The 17,477-nt window shown below is 42.8% G+C and carries 13 protein-coding genes and 1 tRNA gene; 9 read left to right on the top strand and 5 right to left on the bottom strand.

The window, feature by feature from the left end; genetic code table 11:
* Window positions 1–3: 3 nt before the first annotated feature.
* The 4 genes from parC (at window position 4) to WA256_RS14710 (ending at window position 5,005) form a co-directional block, all read left to right on the top strand.
* Complete coding sequence (gene parC / locus WA256_RS14695) at window positions 4–2,301, top strand: DNA topoisomerase IV subunit A (protein ID WP_335992509.1); 2,298 nt, start codon at window positions 4–6, stop codon at window positions 2,299–2,301.
* Window positions 2,302–2,466: 165 nt separating this feature from the next.
* Complete coding sequence (locus tag WA256_RS14700; protein WP_082389235.1) at window positions 2,467–3,153, top strand: 1-acylglycerol-3-phosphate O-acyltransferase; 687 nt, start codon at window positions 2,467–2,469, stop codon at window positions 3,151–3,153.
* Window positions 3,153–3,488 carry a ribonuclease E inhibitor RraB gene (gene rraB, locus WA256_RS14705; protein ID WP_054552644.1) on the top strand — a complete coding sequence of 112 codons (336 nt, stop codon included), beginning with the start codon at window positions 3,153–3,155 and terminating at the stop codon, window positions 3,486–3,488. Before WA256_RS14700 ends, rraB begins: the two co-directional genes overlap by 1 nt.
* A 299-nt stretch (window positions 3,489–3,787) precedes the next feature.
* Window positions 3,788–5,005: an HD-GYP domain-containing protein gene (locus WA256_RS14710; protein ID WP_054562720.1), complete on the top strand. Its 1,218-nt coding sequence runs from the start codon at window positions 3,788–3,790 to the stop codon at window positions 5,003–5,005.
* Here WA256_RS14710 and WA256_RS14715 read toward each other — a convergent pair.
* On the bottom strand, window positions 4,965–5,288 hold the full coding sequence (locus WA256_RS14715) for a hypothetical protein (protein ID WP_054562719.1): 324 nt from the start codon (window positions 5,286–5,288) through the stop codon (window positions 4,965–4,967). The genes WA256_RS14710 and WA256_RS14715 overlap by 41 nt on opposite strands.
* A 336-nt stretch (window positions 5,289–5,624) precedes the next feature.
* Between WA256_RS14715 and WA256_RS14720 the strand changes: the two genes are divergently transcribed.
* The gene (locus WA256_RS14720) at window positions 5,625–6,902 is read left to right on the top strand and encodes an outer membrane protein transport protein (protein ID WP_054562718.1); all 1,278 of its coding nucleotides are present in this window, start codon (window positions 5,625–5,627) and stop codon (window positions 6,900–6,902) included.
* 98 nt (window positions 6,903–7,000) lie between these two features.
* On the opposite strand, the gene WA256_RS14725 is transcribed toward WA256_RS14720, so the two are convergent.
* From WA256_RS14725 to pepA, 3 genes are all read right to left on the bottom strand, one after another.
* Window positions 7,001–9,856 (bottom strand): valine--tRNA ligase, encoded by a 2,856-nt coding sequence (locus WA256_RS14725; protein WP_332393752.1) that lies wholly within the window; start codon window positions 9,854–9,856, stop codon window positions 7,001–7,003.
* Between the two features lie 23 nt (window positions 9,857–9,879).
* The gene (locus WA256_RS14730; RefSeq protein WP_054562716.1) at window positions 9,880–10,326 is read right to left on the bottom strand and encodes a DNA polymerase III subunit chi; all 447 of its coding nucleotides are present in this window, start codon (window positions 10,324–10,326) and stop codon (window positions 9,880–9,882) included.
* Between the two features lie 126 nt (window positions 10,327–10,452).
* Window positions 10,453–11,967 (bottom strand): leucyl aminopeptidase, encoded by a 1,515-nt coding sequence (pepA, locus tag WA256_RS14735; protein WP_054552638.1) that lies wholly within the window; start codon window positions 11,965–11,967, stop codon window positions 10,453–10,455.
* 322 nt (window positions 11,968–12,289) lie between these two features.
* Between pepA and lptF the strand changes: the two genes are divergently transcribed.
* Both lptF and lptG read left to right on the top strand, forming a co-directional pair.
* Window positions 12,290–13,402 (top strand): LPS export ABC transporter permease LptF, encoded by a 1,113-nt coding sequence (gene lptF, locus WA256_RS14740; protein ID WP_062566119.1) that lies wholly within the window; start codon window positions 12,290–12,292, stop codon window positions 13,400–13,402.
* Window positions 13,399–14,466, top strand: a complete 1,068-nt coding sequence (gene lptG, locus WA256_RS14745; RefSeq protein WP_175082587.1) for an LPS export ABC transporter permease LptG — start codon at window positions 13,399–13,401, stop codon at window positions 14,464–14,466. Before lptF ends, lptG begins: the two co-directional genes overlap by 4 nt.
* Before the next feature lie 65 nt (window positions 14,467–14,531).
* On the opposite strand, the gene WA256_RS14750 is transcribed toward lptG, so the two are convergent.
* The gene (locus tag WA256_RS14750) at window positions 14,532–15,032 is read right to left on the bottom strand and encodes an RDD family protein (RefSeq protein WP_335992512.1); all 501 of its coding nucleotides are present in this window, start codon (window positions 15,030–15,032) and stop codon (window positions 14,532–14,534) included.
* A gap of 140 nt (window positions 15,033–15,172) precedes the next feature.
* On the opposite strand from WA256_RS14750, the gene WA256_RS14755 reads away from it, so the two are divergent.
* Window positions 15,173–16,825: an acyl-CoA dehydrogenase family protein gene (locus WA256_RS14755; protein WP_335992513.1), complete on the top strand. Its 1,653-nt coding sequence runs from the start codon at window positions 15,173–15,175 to the stop codon at window positions 16,823–16,825.
* A gap of 176 nt (window positions 16,826–17,001) precedes the next feature.
* A tRNA-Leu gene (locus WA256_RS14760) sits at window positions 17,002–17,086 on the top strand.
* The last annotated feature ends 391 nt before the right edge of the window (window positions 17,087–17,477 follow it).

Here is a 17,477-nt window from a genome sequence, read left to right on the forward strand (position 1 = left end):
TTAATGAGTGATACAGATAGCTTGCTGATGCAAGGCGTAGAACAACAAACAATGGGGCGCTTTACTGAAGACGCCTACTTAAACTACTCAATGTACGTCATCATGGACCGTGCCCTACCTCATGTAGGTGACGGTCTTAAGCCTGTACAGCGTCGTATCATCTATGCAATGAGCGAGCTGGGGCTATCGGCGCAAGCAAAATACAAAAAATCAGCCCGTACCGTGGGTGATGTATTGGGTAAATACCACCCCCATGGCGATAGTGCATGTTACGAAGCGATGGTGTTAATGGCGCAGCCGTTTTCTTACCGCTACCCGCTGGTGGACGGTCAAGGTAACTGGGGTGCAGCTGATGATCCTAAATCATTTGCTGCAATGCGTTACACCGAAGCGCGTTTATCTAAGTTCTCAGAAGTTCTACTAAAAGAGCTGGGTCAAGGCACTGTCGATTGGACCGCAAACTTTGACGGTACACTTGATGAGCCAATGGTGTTACCTGCGCGTTTACCACACATCTTACTTAATGGTGTAACGGGGATTGCAGTAGGTATGGCAACCGATATTCCACCACACAATGTGCGTGAAGTTGCTAGTGCCTGTTGTTTATTACTTGATAAGCCAAAGACAGAAATCGAAGAGTTGCTTGAGTTAGTGCATGCGCCTGACTACCCAACAGAAGCTGAGATCATCACACCGAAAGACGATATTCGTAAGATTTATCAAACCGGACGTGGTTCTATCAAGATGCGTGCAATTTACACTGAAGAGCAAGGTGACATAGTGATCACTGCGTTGCCTCATCAGTGTTCAGGTGCAAAAGTACTTGAGCAAATTGCAGCGCAGATGAATGCTAAAAAGTTGCCAATGGTTGCTGATTTACGTGACGAATCTGATCACGAAAACCCAACTCGTATCGTGATTGTACCGCGTTCAAACCGCATTAAAGCTGAGCCATTAATGGCACACTTATTTGCAACTACAGATTTAGAAAAGAACTACCGCGTAAACTTAAACATGCTTGGCCTTGATGGTCGTCCGCAAGTTAAAGATTTACGTAGTATTTTAACCGAGTGGTTAACGTTCCGCCGTGAAACAGTTCGCCGCCGCTTACAGCACCGTTTAGATAAAGTATTAGCTCGCTTACATATTTTAGAAGGTTTATTAACGGCCTTTTTAAATATTGATGAAGTTATCGAAATTATCCGTACTGAAGATAAACCAAAGCCTGTATTAATGGAGCGTTTTGGTTTAACTGATATTCAAGCGGAAGCGATTTTAGAGTTAAAACTACGTCATTTAGCAAAACTTGAAGAGTTCAAGATTAAAGGTGAGCAGGATGAGCTTGCTCTTGAGCGTGACAAGCTAGAGCAAACGCTTGGTTCAGAGCGTCGTATGTCAACCTTGATGAAAAAAGAAATTCAAGAAGCGGCTGAAATGTATGGCGATGATCGTCGCTCGCCAGTTGTTGAGCGTGTTGAAGCGAAAGCGTTAAGTGAAAAAGACCTTATCCCTTCAGAATCAGTGACAGTTGTGTTATCTGAAAAAGGTTGGGCACGTGTTGGTAAAGGTCATGATTTAGATGTTGAAGGGCTAAGTTATAAGTCAGGCGACAGTTATAAAGCCTCAGCGCGAGGTAAGAGTAACCAACCAGCAGTGTTCTTAGACTCAAGTGGTCGTGCTTTTGCTACTGATGCACACAGTTTACCTTCAGCTCGAAGCCAAGGTGAGCCAATGACAGGGCGCTTTAACTTAAGCGCAGGAGCCAACTTTGAGCATGTGGTGATGGCAGAAGACAACCAAGTGTTGTTAATGGCCTCAGATGCAGGTTATGGCTTTATAAGCGACTTTAAAGATCTGGTGAGTAAGAACAAAAACGGTAAAGCGCTGGTCAGTGTTCCTAAAGGCGGTGAATTACTTGCGCCAATTAGAGTAACTGATGTAGCAACAGATTACTGTATGGCAATTTCTAACGAAGGCCGCATGTTGTTATTCCCACTGCGTGATTTACCTAAGCTTAGTAAGGGTAAAGGGAATAAGATTATTTCTATCCCAAGTGCGAAAGTGCAAGCCCGTGAAGAGTTTGTAAAAGTACTGGCTGTGGTGCCTGCGGGCAGTAGCGTAACCCTGCATGCAGGTAAACGAAAACTGACACTGAAACCGGCTGATCTTGAGCATTATCATGGTGAACGCGGTAGACGTGGTAACAAATTACCCCGTGGTCTGCAGCGAGTTGATGAGGCTGTAGTCGAAGTGACTCAAACAGATGATAGTGATGAGTCGCCAAGCGAAGTAACAGAGTAAAAACCAGAGGCCTGCAATTGCAGGCCTTTTTATTGTTAAAACGTTATGAAATTTTAAGCGTACACATGTGCGCTTAAAGCTATGGAAATGGTATTTTTCACGTTATAATGCGCGCTGATTAGTACGAGGAGAATTCGTTTGTTAGCTATTTTTCGCATAATTTTCATGGCGTTATTCATTGTTTTAAGCTGTGTTTTTGGGCTGCTTTTATGCATCGTTAAGCCGTTTCATACTAATAACGTGCATATTATTGCGGGTTGGTTTTGCAAGGTAGCTAAAATTTTAGGTGTCAAACTAGAGCTTAAATATCACGAGACTCCAAAAAATATTGGCCCTGCTGTCTATGTAGCAAATCATCAAAATAACTATGACCTATTCACTTTACCTGCCATGGTGCCGGAGAACTGCGTAAGCCTAGGTAAAAAAAGCCTTAAATGGATCCCGTTTTTTGGTCAGCTGTATTGGTTATCGGGAAATATCTTAATTGACCGCGCTAACCGTTCAAAAGCAGCAGGCACAATCTCTAAATCAGCTGAGAAAATAAAACAAAAAGGTCTATCGGTTTGGATGTTTCCTGAGGGTACGCGAAGCTATGGCCGTGGTTTATTGCCTTTTAAAACAGGGGCATTTCACACAGCAATGAGTGCTGATGTGCCAGTAGTGCCAGTTTGTATGAGTACAACGCATAAAACTATTAAGCTAAATCGCTGGGATAATGGTACAATTTACCTCGAAATGTTAGCGCCGATTTATCTTGATAAAGACGTATCTGCTCGTGACCATGCTTCACATGTTCATCAGATTATGGCTGCTAAAATAACTGAATTAGATGCTCAAGTGAGAAACAAATAATGGAAAATTGGCGCGAAATTACTGAAGACATCGTTACTTCATTACTTGAAGATGGCTCAGATCCTGAAGTACTTTATGAAGTGGAACACCACTTTGTTAGCGAAAATTTTGAAAAGTTAGAGCAAGCCGCTTTAGCCGCTTTTAAACTAGGTTACGATGTTGAAGAACCTGCAGAACTTGAGCTAGAAGACGGCGAGAAAGTGTGGAGCTTTGACGTGGTTGTTGAGTGTGAACTTGACGTAGAAGCCATTATGGAAGACGTAGACAAGTTAGAAGCACTCGCTCAGCAAACCGACGTTGAATACGACGGCTGGGGCACTTACTTTCAGGAATAAATAGCTAGAGAGCTGTCAGCTATCAGCCGTCAGCTATCAGCCGTCAGCTTTCAGGGATAAAGTTAGCGAGTTGCTACTTTCTAACTTTACTCTTTCTAACTTTCCCCTTTCTAACTTTACTCTTCCTAACTTTACTCTTTCTAACTTTCCCCTAGAAACTTCCCCCTTTCCCCTTTCTAACTTTCCCCTTTCTAACTCCGTATCTCATACCTATTTCGTATTCGCTACCCAATCTATAGACATTTGTAATCAATTAGCGATAATAAAAAACTCGATGTTTTTATGCGCTAAGCTCACATATGCTTATTACCTTACCCATTGCCGAACTTGTACCAGGGATGTTTGTTGACAGTGTCAGTAAGCAACAAGAGCATGTAAATAGTATTAAAATCAAAACACGTGGTTTAGTGCGTGATAAAACGATTATTCAACGCCTTATCTCTGAGGGGGTTGAAGAGCTACTCATCGACTTTACACAAAGCGATGTTGCACTCCCTAAAAAATACCAACCAAAGCCTGAACCGGCTAAACCTAAGGTTGAACAAAAGCCTGCAGCTAACGAAGCACCACAAGGGATCACGGTTCAACAAGAGTTTTTAAAAGCCAGCGTGCATTACGAGCAGCACAGCCGAAAATTGCAAGGTTTCTACTCAGATATCACATCGGGTTTAAAGATGAATGTCGCTGTGCTTGATGATATCGCCGTTGATATAGTCAGCTCGGTATTTCGTAATCACAATGCCTTAACTATTTTAACTCGCCTTAAAGATAAACATATTTATAACTGGCGGCACATGATCAACACCGCTATTTTGGTGAGTGTGTTTGCTAAGTACCTAGGTTACAAAGAAAAGACAATTAAAGAGCTGGCAATGGGTGCATTGATGCACGATATCGGTCAGGCGAAAATGCCACAAGGTGTATTGTCTAAACCAAGTGCCTTGAACGACAACGAAATGCAAGTTGTTAAAAAGCATGTGGCGCAGAGTTTAGGTTTAGTGAAAGGTGAAAAGGGCATTACGCCGTTAATGCTCGATATGATAGTGAATCACCATGAGCGTTTAGATGGTACAGGTTACCCTCGCGGTATTGCAGCTGAAAAGCTGAGCCGTGCAGCCCGTATGATGGCAATCGTCGATGTTTATGATGCAATGACTGCAGACAGGCCGCATCAAATGGGTGAAGAGCCAATCTCAGCGCTGCGTTATTTACTTGCCAATAAGCAATTGTTTGACTCTGAGTTGGTGCAACGCTTTATTAAATGCCTAGGGGTTCACCCTGTTGGTACGATTGTGAAGTTGAATAATGAGCGCTTGGCGTTAGTGATGGAAGGTAACCACGAAAACCCAATTAAGCCGAAAATAAAGATCTTCTATAATGCCAAGCATAAGCATCATATTACTGCCAAAGATGTCGATTTAAGTGTAGAAAAAGAACTAAAAATTATCGCGAGCATTAAGCCTCTAGATTATCAGCTTAATTTGGCTCGTTTGTTAAAAGAGCATCTGCTTGTTTAGACTTAACACAGCGTTTTTTGGCACTGCGTTTTGCTGATATAAATGCACCACTAAAACAACTCGTCATTAATACCAACCACAGCAATGTGCCTTTTTCGACATGTAAGGCCACACAACATAACAGTAGTGATAAAACAGCACTCAGCATGGCGCCTAGCCAATAGTGATTAACTGGGTTATCGCAATCACCTGCTTTAGTGCACGCGCAATAGTTTGCTTTACAAAAATAATGAACACTCACACCGCATAACATCAGTGCCGCAATAATCAATGCGATTTCCATACTCAAACTCAACAGTAAAACCTTTATTTTTAGTCTAAAGGGACAAGAAATAGATGTCAATGCAAATGATAATTACTACTGTTTGTTGTTTTTGTAATCAGAGCTCTGATGAGTTTTAATAAGTTGTTATCTTGTTGTTAAAATGCGGGTTTTTTACCTATTTCTAACGAAAAATTACAGTTTTTTGATCTTAATTAAGGTAATGTTCGAAAGTTTGTAATCATTAGAATAAAACATCTAATACCAACATACAGCGCTAATCTTTTATGCTTAACTAATAGGTTGCCCTCATTGTTGGATTAGCTTTCGCACAAGTTTGCAAGAGGACACAGATTTATGAAGTTCACTAAAACACTAATTGCAGCATCACTTGCTGTTGTTTCTGCTGACAGCTTCGCTGCAGCTTTCCAATTAGCAGAGCAAAACGTTTCAGGTTTAGGTCGCGCATACGCTGGTGAAGCAGCTGTTGCAGATGACGCATCAGTTGTTGCTCGTAACCCTGCACTTATGTCTTTATTCAAAGACAAGCAAATCTCAGTAGCAGGTATTGCTGTAATTCCAGATGTAAGCTTAAAAGGCGAAAGTGCTGCATACGGCTTAGATGAAAGCTCTATCGATGACGATAGCATCGCACCATCTGCATTTATCCCTGCAGGTTACTTCACAATGCCTTTAAACGATAAAGTGTCTTTAGGCTTTGGTGCTTTTTCAAACTTCGGTCTTTCAACTGAGTTTAAAGATGACTACGCGGCAGGCTCTATCGCGGGTGAAACTGAAATCGTAACAGTTAACATGAATGCTAGCGCTTCATATAAAATCAACGAACAGTTCAGCTTAGGTCTTGGTTTAAACTATGTTTATGCTGATGCAAAAGTTGTTCGTAATGCAGGTACTAACCCATTTGGTTTACCAGCTAGCACGCAAATTGCTCACCTTGAAGGTGACGACTACGGCTTTGGTTGGAACATTGGTGCGATGTATCAGTTAGACGAAAACAACCGTTTTGGTTTTAACTACCGCAGCGAAACAGATATCGACTTTGAAGGCGAGTACTCAAATCAATTACCAGCTGCAGTTGGTGGTTTAGCGGGTACTACAGTACCGGGTGAGTTAAAACTGACTTTACCAGCAATTGCTGAATTTTCTGGTTCACATCAACTTGATAAGAAGCTAGGCGTACACTACAGCATCTTATGGACTGGTTGGGACAGCTTCCAAAAATTAGAAGCTTATACACCAAGCCTTGAAACGCCTGTATTCTCTAAAGAAGAGAACTTCTCAGATTCAATGCGTTACTCTATCGGTACTGACTACCAGTACAGCGATGCACTTTTACTTCGTGCAGGTATTGCATACGATGAGTCACCAGCAGACCAATCACACCTTTCAATCTCTATCCCTGATACAGATCGTTTCTGGTTCTCGTTTGGTGGTAACTACGCATTCAGCGAAAACTCAAATGTTGACTTAGGTGTAAGTATCCTTCGTGGTAAAACACAAAACTTCTCTGAAAAAGACAGCCTAGCTGCTTCTTTAGGCCAAGATGTTTCATGGGAATATGAATCAAAAGGTCACGCAGTTCTAATTGGTGCTCAGTACAACTACAAATTTTAATAAAGTCGCTGTTACAGAGCATTAAAAAGCCGCGCTATAACAATGTTTATAGCGCGGCTTTTTTGTAAGCGCGAATAAATCGCGCTTTATATATGCTGTTATAGACTTTCGATTTTCGCTTTTTGCGCTAATAGTTTGTCTTTCGCATCTGTAAACTCAGCCAGCTTAGCATGCTCTTTAGCAAGTACAGCTTCTGGCGCGTTATTTACGAACTTCTCGTTAGCTAATTTGTTATTAACTTGAGCTAAGCCTTTCTCTGCTTTTTCAAGCTGCTTCGCGATACGAGCTAGTTCAGCTTCAACATCGATTAGGCCAGCCATTGGGATCATGATCTCAAGGTTACCAACATACGATGTTGCACACGCAGGTGCTTCGTCTTTGTTATCAAGTAACGTGAACTCTTCAAGCTTAGCAAGAGACGCTAAGAAAGCTTCGTTTTCCGTTAAGCGGCGCTTGTCTTCGTCAGACGCATTAGCAAGCAATACCGATAATGGTTTGCTTGGGCTGATATCCATTTCACCACGGATGTTACGAATAGCAAGAATGAATTGTTTAACCCATTCTAGGTCGTCCATCGCTTGGCTATCAACATTAGCTTCATTGTATACAGGGAAACCTTGAACCATGATGCTAGTGCCCGCAGTTTCGATACCTGCAAGTGGTGCCACGCGTTGCCAAATCGTTTCTGTGATGTATGGCATTAACGGGTGCATTAAGCGAAGTAGGCTTTCTAATACCGTGATTAAGGTATGACGAGTGCCACGTTGCTGTGCTTCGTTACCTTTAAACAATACTGGTTTAGTAAGTTCTAGGTACCAGTCACAGAATTGGTTCCAAGTGAACTCATAAATGGTGTTTGCAGCTAGGTCAAAACGGTAGTTTTCTAGATGCTCAGTATAGGTTTTAACAGTTGCTTCAAACTGGCCTAAAATCCAACGATCAGCGAGTGAATACTGTTTCTCAGCATCTGTAGCGAAACCACAGTCTTGCTCTTCTGTGTTCATCAATACGTAACGACTTGCGTTCCATAGTTTGTTACAGAAGTTACGGTAACCTTCAAGACGGTTCATATCCCAGTTGATATCACGACCCGTTGAAGCCATTGCTGCAAGGGTGAAACGCAGTGCGTCTGTACCGTGTGCTTCGATACCGTTTTCGAATGTTTTACGAGTGTTCTTCTCAATCTTCTTCGCTAGTTGTGGCTGCATCATATTACCAGTGCGCTTTTCAACTAGGCTTTCAAGATCGATACCGTCAATCATGTCGATAGGATCAAGTACGTTACCTTTCGATTTAGACATCTTATCGCCGTTTTCATCGCGGATAAGGCCAGTTACGTAAACGGTTTTAAATGGTACTTGTGGCTTGCCGTCTTCATCTTTGATGAAGTGCATGGTCATCATGATCATACGAGCAACCCAGAAGAAAATGATATCGAAACCTGTTACCAATACGTCAGACGGGTGGAAAGTTTTTAAATCATCAGTGTTTGCCGGCCAACCTTGCGTTGAGAAAGTCCAAAGCGCAGATGAGAACCAGGTATCTAAAACGTCTTCGTCTTGCTTAAGTGCAACATCATCAGCAAGGTTGTTATCGCGGCGTACTTCAGCTTCGTCACGACCAACGTAAACGTTGCCTTCGTTGTCGTACCAAGCTGGGATGCGGTGACCCCACCAAAGCTGACGTGAAATACACCAGTCTTGTACGTCGTTCATCCACGAGAAGTACATGTTCTCGTATTGTTGAGGCACGAACTTAATGTCGCCATTTTTAACTGCTTCTTTTGCAGGCTCTGCTAGAGGTGCTACGCGCACGTACCACTGATCAGTAAGAAGTGGCTCAATCACTACGCCAGAACGGTCACCGTAAGGAACTGTTAGGCTGTGATCTTCAATTTTTTCTAATAGACCAAGTTCTTCAAATTCGCTCACAATCGCTTTACGTGCATCAAAGCGGTCAAGGCCGTGTAAGCGCTCAGGAATTGGCGCATCTAATTCAAGCTCTTTACCGTCGAATGTGTAGCTTTCGCCTTCGCTTAATACTGCAGCATCTTTGTTGAAGATGTTGATCATAGGAAGTTGGTGACGTTTACCTACTTCGTTATCGTTAAAGTCGTGGGCAGGCGTGATTTTCACACAACCTGTGCCTTTTTCCATGTCTGCATGTTCATCGGCAACAATTGGAATACGACGGTTTACGATAGGCAGTAAAATTTCTTTACCGATCAGATCTTGGTAACGCTCATCATCAGGGTTAACAGCAACACCTGAATCACCTAGCATTGTTTCAGGACGCGTTGTAGCAACAACGATGTAGTCTTTACCATCTTTGGTTTTTACGCCATCAGCAAGTGGGTAACGTAGGTTCCACATGTGACCTTGTTTGTCTTTGTTTTCAACTTCAAGATCAGAAATAGCCGTGTGAAGTTTAGGGTCCCAGTTAACTAGACGCTTACCACGGTAAATTAAATCTTCTTTGTGAAGACGTACGAATACTTCTTTAACTGCTTCAGAAAGGCCTTCGTCCATAGTGAAACGCTCACGGTCCCAATCTACAGAAGCACCTAAACGACGTAATTGTTTAGTGATCGTGCCGCCAGAGTGGTTTTTCCACTCCCAGATTTTATCGATAAATGCTTCACGGCCTAGGTCGTGACGTGTTTTACCTTCTTCAGCAGCAAGCTTACGCTCAACAAGCATTTGCGTTGCGATACCTGCGTGGTCAGTACCTACTTGCCATAAAGTGTTGTTGCCTTGCATACGCTTTAAACGCGTTAGCGTATCCATGATGGTATCTTGGAACGCGTGGCCCATGTGTAAGCTACCCGTGACGTTTGGTGGCGGGATCATAATTGAGTAAGCGTCACCTTGGCCAGACGGTTTAAAGTAGCCATTTTCTTCCCAGCCTTGGTATAAAGACTGTTCAATATCTTGCGGATTATAGGTTTTATCCATTACACAGAACCTTAAATAAATGCTTAAATGTCAATTTCTTGCGTTGCAATATGGGCGCCCAGTTGGCGAAGCTTTTTAAACCGCTCACGGGCGGCTTGCTTAGCATTTGGCTCAACGGGTACGAAATCATAAACCTGCTGAAAACGGCGAATAAAATCCGGTAGGTGTTCAGCTAAGTTGATTAATATTTTTCTGTTGCCGACAGGTGGAGTCATACCAATTTCAACCGGAGCGCCACCTTTAGGGCCTTCACCTTGTAAGTTATGTGGTACAAAACTATCTGGTTCAAATGACCAAATGATGTCGTCGATTGTGTGGGCCGTGTCGGTGTTATCAGCGTAAATAAATACGCGATGACCTAGACGATACTGATCCGCAGCAATTTTAGCTGCCAGATCGAAAACAGCGCCAGCCGTTTGGTGGGCACTATCATCTTGTTTTAGAACGTAAAATTGTGCGTTCATATTCATAGTGACTTTCGTCCCCACAGATACACAGATCAAAGCAGGGATTTTGACATAGAACGCGAATTGCTTCAATTAATAAGGCGCCATTTGGCGCCTTATTTAGGGTTAGTTTAAAGCTTGCGGTAAGGCTTAATCGTGACTAGCTTCACTCACGCCTGCGCGGTTCAGTAAATACTGAGTCAACATAGGCACCGGACGACCGGTTGCGCCTTTGTTTTTACCGCCGCTGCGCCATGCTGTACCTGCGATATCTAAATGCGCCCAGTTATATTTTTTGGTGAATTTAGATAAGAAGCATGCCGCTGTAATCGTACCTGCAGCACGGCCACCTAAGTTGGTGAAATCAGCGAATGGGCTTTCAAGTTGCTCTTGATAGTCATCCCAAAGAGGTAACTGCCATGCGCGGTCGCCACTTTGCTCAGACGCTTTTAGTAGGTCATGGGCAAGTGGGTTGTGGTTTGATAGTAAACCTGTGGCATGTGAACCCAGCGCGATAATACATGCACCTGTCAGTGTTGCTACATCGACAACGGTATCTGGTTCAAAGCGCTCAACATAAGTGAGTGCATCACACAGTACTAAACGGCCTTCAGCGTCGGTATTTAACACTTCAACTGTTTGCCCCGACATAGTGGTTAAGATATCACCCGGGCGATAAGCGTTTGAGCCTGGCATGTTTTCACAACCAGCTAAAACACCGACAACGTTAATTGGTAATTGCATTTGCACTAAAGCGCGCATAGTACCAATAACACCTGCTGCACCACCCATGTCGTATTTCATTTCATCCATGGCTTCGCCTGGCTTGATCGAAATACCACCTGAGTCAAAGGTTAAGCCTTTACCCACTAACACGATTGGCGCTTGGTCTTTGTCGCCACCTTGATAGTTGATCACCGACATAACCGATTCATTAGCACTACCACGGCCAACCGCTAGGTATGAATTCATGCCCAGCTCTGCCATTTTTTCTTCACCAATAATATCAACGCTTACATTATCGAAATTATCAGCAATTTCTTGTGCTTGCTCACCTAAATAAGCTGGGTTACAGATATTTGGCGGCATGTTAGCAACGTCTTTACATAACTTGCTACCAGCAGCGATGGCTAAGCCATGCTCAATTGCACTTTCGCCAATGGTTAACTCGCGACGCGTTGGTACGTTGAAAACAATTTTACGTAGTGGGCGACGTGGGTCGCTCTTTTTGCTTTTCAGTTGATTGAAGGTATACAAGCAGTCTTGAGTTGTTTCAACTGCTTGGCGTACTTTCCAATAAGTGTCACGGCTTTTAACGTGTTGCTCAGTTAAAAAGCATACCGCTTCCATCGAACCAGTTTCGTTTAGCGTGTTAATCGTTTTTGAGATGATTTGTTTATATTGTTTGTCATCAAGCTCACGCTCTTTACCACAACCTACTAGTAGTACACGCTCGCTCAGTACATTAGGTACATGATGCAATAGCAATACTTGGCCTGGCTTACCTTCAAGGTCACCACGGCGTAGTAAGTTAGAGATATAACCATCACTGATTTTATCTAATTGTTCACCAATGGGGGATAAACGACGTGGCTCATAAACGCCTACTACAATACATGCGCTACGTTGCTTTTCTGGACTACCACTTTTTACGCTAAATTCCATTGTTACTCCTGATATTGAGTCGTATAACCTTAGTTTATAAGGGTAAGAAATTCTTTTTCGAGTCCTTTCTTACATTTTTTAGTTTAATAGCACTAATCTTAGTACATAAACTATGACTCTATTTATGTGTTTTTGAACTTTATCTTAATGTGAATATCAATATCACATAATAGACGCCATCTGCACCATTTATGCAAGATTATATGTTCTTGCTAGGTATGATATTTAACTTTGATGGCATATAATAAAGTGAGTAAAATAACTAGTTTACTCAAAATTCCTTACTATTCCAGTGAAACTCGATGTTTAACAGGGGCGAGCATTGCTAATTTTTCGTTATTTGACCACTGAAGTCTTCAAGTCGCAGGTCGCCGTATTTTTAACTTTGATGACTATTTTTGTGTCTCAAAAGTTTGTTGTTATTTTAGGAGACGCCTCTGAAGGGGGTCTTCCAGCTAAACTTGTGCTTTCGATGATTGCACTAAAACTTCCTCAACTTGCTTCCCTTATTCTGCCCTTGAGTATCTTCTTAGGGATTATTTTGGCCTACAGTCGCATTTATGCAGACAGCGAAATGACTGTTTTCAAAGCCTGTGGTGTCAGTGAGTGGTATGTGGTTCGTGTCACGCTTATCTCAAGTACTGCGATGGCTATTTTAGCCGGTGCGCTTACTCTTTATGTTGCGCCGTGGGCCAGTGAGCAAGAATATCAATTAAAAGAGCAAGCCAAAGCTGATGCAGGCTTATCGGCATTACGTGCAGGGCGTTTTCAGCAAACGGGTAATGAGAAAGCCGTAGTCTTCATTCACAACATCGAAAATAGCGGTAAAGAGCTACACAAGGTATTTGTTGCGCAGTTACCAGATCGTGAAAAAGGTGACTTAGCCCGTTTAGTATATGCAGAGCGTGGTGTGGTGATTGAGCAAGATAACGGTGAGCAGCAACTTGTTCTTAACGATGGTAAGCGCTATGAAACAGATGGCGAGTCTGCTGCGTTAAACTTAACAGAGTTCGATGGTTACAGTGTGCAAATTCAAGATCAAGAAATAGAGCACCAGCGTCGTAAGTTAGAAGCTATACCAACGTTTGATTTATTCAAAATGAAAACCTCTGAAGCTATTGCACAGTGGCAGTGGCGTTTAGCTATTCCGCTTTCAATTCCATTATTAACTTTACTCGCAGTACCTTTGAGTGTGGTGAATCCGCGCCAAGGGAAATTCGCTAAATTAGTGCCTGCAATTAGCTTGTATTTAGGGTACTTCATTTTATTGAATGCAGCTAAGTTTGCTGTTGAAGATGGTAAAATTCCACCTTCAATTGGTTTATGGTGGATCCATTTATCAGCCTTGTTTATTGGTGGTTTCTTGATTATCAAAGGTCGTCCGCTCGGCGCATGGTTAAAGGCAGTTGTGACTAAGCGGGAGTTAAGCGCATGATGAAAACACTCGACTGGTATTTAGGTCGCAGCATAATTCAAACCACCGGTTTTGCTTTAATGGTTCTGGTAGGTATTAGTACCCTGATTAAGTTTATTGAGCAGTTAAAATCAGTTGGCCGTGGTAGCTATGATATTGCAACTGCGTTGATTTACACCTTATACAGCATGCCGGGTGATTTAGTTATCTTCTTCCCAATGGCAGCCTTGATTGGCGGCTTAACAGGTTTAGGTGCATTGGCCTCAAACAGTGAGCTGGTCGTTATGCAAGCGGCGGGTATGTCACGTTTGCAAATCATTGCATCAGTCATGAAAACCGCGATGTTTATGGCGATTTGTATGATGGCGCTAGGTGAATGGGGTGCTCCAGAAGCACAGCTCAAAGCAAAAGAAATACGTAACCAAGCGATTTATGGTGGTGATGTATTTAATGCTAAGCAAGGTGTGTGGGCGAAAGATGGCAGCAATTTTATTAATATTGAAGATGTCGATCAGCAAGGCACTTTACGTGGCGTGCATATGTATCACTTTGATAAATCGTTGCAACTTACTCAAATTACCAAAGCAGAAGAAGCATTAAACCGTAAAGATGGTTGGTTACTTCGTGATGTAAATAAAGTCATGATCACGCCAGAGCAGATCAGTACTGAGCAGCACAAAGAAGAATTTTACGATTCGCAACTGACCGCCGAAAAATTAGGAGTGGTGTCGGTTAAGCCCGAAGCGCTGTCGTTTACTGGGCTTTGGTCATATTTAGGTTATTTGCAGCAAAATGAGCAAGACACCAGCACTTATGAGCTAGCGCTATGGCGTAAGATCATGCAGCCTGTATCTATCGCCGTTATGTTGTTAGTTGCTTTATCGTTTATATTCGGCCCGCTTCGCACAGTAACTATGGGCGCACGTATCATCATGGGTGTAATAACCGGTATTACTTTCCACTTAACCAATGAGATATTTGGTCCTGTGGTGATGGTTTACCAAATTCCAGCTGTGGTTGGTGCCGTATTACCAAGCCTACTGTTTATTGGTTTTGCGACTTACCTATTGAATAAACGAGTTTGATAGTCGTTTAAAAAGCACAAAAAAAGCGTGGTTTGAGCCACGCTTTTTTGTGCTTGATGTGTTGCTTAATCAAGTGAGCGATAAATACGTTTATTTTCTTCTTTGGTGAGAGTGATCACTTCCGTTTTTGCGATGTAATCTTGCAATGCGCGCTTATTTTTAAAATCGACCAACACCACTAAATTACCTAAACCTAATAGTGCAGTAATGGCTCTAAGTGCGCCTTGATGCCAGCTAATTAAATGACCATCGAGGGTTTGCACCTTCAAACGCCATGCACGCATACCAATAGTTTGGCCGCTCTTAGCCCAAAAATAGCTAAAGAAACTAACACTCACTATCACCAATAACACACTACGAATGCCATACAATATTGGTGAATTTTGAATGAAAGCAGATACATCTTCAGCGTCACCAATACTTAGTAAGTCTAAAGAAATTAGCCCTTGAACAGCTAATAAATACAGTACGGTTGTCAGCATCGCAAAGGCAATGATAACCAAGGTATCGTAGATTAAAGAGGCAAAGCGGCGCCAGAAACCGGCACGTGGAAACTCAGCTGACATAAACAATCTCGTCCAATTAAATTGCGCAGTAGTTTAGCAAAGTCCTTCGCAAACAAGAAATACTTAACGGCCGTTTAGCAAGTCGACAAACAGGTCTGACCTGCTATAGTTGAGAAAATAATAAAAATGAGCACACAGTTATGGCCGTTTCTCAAAGCGAAACTCACCAAGTATTCAATCAACCCAAACCACTTGAAAACTACAACGCCTATGAGGCCGATAGGGTACTTCAATATTGGCAAAATCGTTTTGCAGGACAATGGGGAACTGCGCACTTAACAGCGTTTGGGGAGCAAGTGGGTGGTGCATTACTGCAAGCAGGCTTTTTAGCAAACAAACACTTACCCGAATTAACCACTCACAGCCGCTTTGGCGAACGCATAGATCAAGTTGATTATCATCCAAGTTACCATCAGCTAATGCAGCATGCTATAGAGCAAGGGCACTGCGCTTTGCCTTGGCAGCAAAAGAAAGCCGGTAGCCAGGTTGTAAGAGCGGTAATGGCGGTGCTACACAATCATGCTGATCCGGGCTCTGGTTGCCCATTAACCATGACGTTTGCTAGTGTGCCTGCCATTGCGAGTCAAGAAAATGTAGCGACTATGTGGCTACCTAAAATACTGGCAAATCATTACGATTCTGACAATAAGCCTTGGACAGAGAAAAAAGGTGTCACCATAGGTATGGCGATGACCGAAAAACAAGGCGGCTCTGATGTTCGGGCGAACACCACCAAAGCAGACGCCATCAATGAAAGTGGTGCAGGGCAATTATATGCTTTAACCGGCCACAAATGGTTTTGCTCAGCGCCTATGAGCGACGCCTTTTTGGTACTCGCTAATACCGATGACAAGCAGTTATCTTGCTTTTTAGTGCCGCGCTGGCTCGAAACTGGCGAGAAAAATGCCATGTATATTCAGCGCTTAAAAAGTAAATTAGGTAATCAATCAAATGCGAGTTCTGAAATTGAATTTAGAGGCGCGCATGGCTGGTTACTCGGCGAGCCGGGACGAGGCATTGCCACTATTATTCAAATGGTTGCTCTAACTCGTTATGACTGCATGTTGGGTTCAAGCTCGCTGATGTTACAAGCAGTAAAAGAGGCAATTTGGCATACCGCTGGGCGCAGTGTGTTTGGTAAAAACTTACATCAACAGCCACTCATGCTCAATGTATTGGCAGATTTAGCTATCGAAGCAGAGGCTGCACTAGCCATTTCAATGCGTATTGCCAACGCCCTTGATAACCAAGATGATAGCAATGAAGTGGCATTAATACGTAGCGCCACAGCAATCGGTAAATATTGGATCTGTAAGCGGGCAGTTCAGCATACTTATGAGGCTATGGAATGTATTGGTGGTGTGGGTTATGTACAAGACAACATTACCAGCCGACTGTATAAAGAAGCGCCGGTAAACTCTATCTGGGAAGGCTCTGGTAATGTGCAATGCCTCGACCTCCTACGCGTGTTTAGCCGTGAGCCCGAGTCACTTGAGGTGCTTATCAATGAACTTGAAAAAGCGCGCAGTTTGCACCCCGATTTTGCGATAAAGCTCGATGAACTAAAAGAGATGCTCACAGATACTGCAAACCTCGAAATGCATGCTCGACGCATAATTGAAAAGCTTGCGCTACTTTGGCAAGCAGCAACGCTATTACAATTTGGCGAGCCACTTATTGCCGATGCGTTTGTAAAAAGTCGTTTAAGTGGTGCAGGGTTTAGTCAGTACGGCTGCCTGAGTCATGATATCGATTGTCAGGCGATTGTTTCGCGAATGATGCCAAAACTCTAAAGTTAACAACTTGTTTAATTATTGTGCGGTTGATCAGTGACGCCGCACAAAACGCTTGCTGCCTTACCCATTCTTTGTATAATGCTTGGCATAGAGACAAAAGCAGTTAAAAAAGCTCTTGCTCTAAAGTGGTTTTTCTTTATCTTCTCGTGTTTAGAAGGTTAAAGAAAAATGAAGCCAGTATGATGGAATTGGTAGACATGACGGATTCAAAATCCGTTGCCTTCGGGCGTGGCGGTTCAAGTCCGCCTACTGGTACCACTTTTGAACCCTAGCCAATTGGTTTGGGTTTTTTTATGCCTGAAAAAAGTAGTTAGCGGACTTGAGCGCCACGCAGGGCGTGGCACTGGAATAAGTAAAAGTCCACCTACTGGTACCACTTTTATGACCCCAGCAGTTTTGCTGGGGTTTTTTTATGCCTGAAAAGCTTTCAGCCATCAGCCATCAGCTGTCAGTTTTTAGCCGAGCGGTGCGGTTGTTGGGTTTTGAAAACAACCCTTACGTAAAAGCATTGTAGGAGATGTATGGACTCCTCCCCCAAATAGGGTGAGTACGGTATAAAGAGATTGAACATTTACTTTTACCAATAAGGAATCCATACATGTCAAAATTTAACCTAATTAGCATCGACTTGGCAAAAAATGTTTTTCAA

The organism is Pseudoalteromonas sp. CH_XMU1449-3 (assembly GCF_037027245.1).
GTDB lineage: Bacteria > Pseudomonadota > Gammaproteobacteria > Enterobacterales > Alteromonadaceae > Pseudoalteromonas > Pseudoalteromonas shioyasakiensis.

Coding starts and splice junctions, on each gene's coding strand:
- parC (WP_335992509.1), top strand. CDS start 4: ATGAGTGATACAGATAGCTTGCTGATGCAAGGCGTAGAACAACAAACA.
- WA256_RS14700 (WP_082389235.1), top strand. CDS start 2,467: ATGGCGTTATTCATTGTTTTAAGCTGTGTTTTTGGGCTGCTTTTATGC.
- rraB (WP_054552644.1), top strand. CDS start 3,153: ATGGAAAATTGGCGCGAAATTACTGAAGACATCGTTACTTCATTACTT.
- WA256_RS14710 (WP_054562720.1), top strand. CDS start 3,788: ATGCTTATTACCTTACCCATTGCCGAACTTGTACCAGGGATGTTTGTT.
- WA256_RS14715 (WP_054562719.1), bottom strand. CDS start 5,288: ATGGAAATCGCATTGATTATTGCGGCACTGATGTTATGCGGTGTGAGT.
- WA256_RS14720 (WP_054562718.1), top strand. CDS start 5,625: ATGAAGTTCACTAAAACACTAATTGCAGCATCACTTGCTGTTGTTTCT.
- WA256_RS14725 (WP_332393752.1), bottom strand. CDS start 9,856: ATGGATAAAACCTATAATCCGCAAGATATTGAACAGTCTTTATACCAA.
- WA256_RS14730 (WP_054562716.1), bottom strand. CDS start 10,326: ATGAATATGAACGCACAATTTTACGTTCTAAAACAAGATGATAGTGCC.
- pepA (WP_054552638.1), bottom strand. CDS start 11,967: ATGGAATTTAGCGTAAAAAGTGGTAGTCCAGAAAAGCAACGTAGCGCA.
- lptG (WP_175082587.1), top strand. CDS start 13,399: ATGATGAAAACACTCGACTGGTATTTAGGTCGCAGCATAATTCAAACC.
- WA256_RS14750 (WP_335992512.1), bottom strand. CDS start 15,032: ATGTCAGCTGAGTTTCCACGTGCCGGTTTCTGGCGCCGCTTTGCCTCT.
- WA256_RS14755 (WP_335992513.1), top strand. CDS start 15,173: ATGGCCGTTTCTCAAAGCGAAACTCACCAAGTATTCAATCAACCCAAA.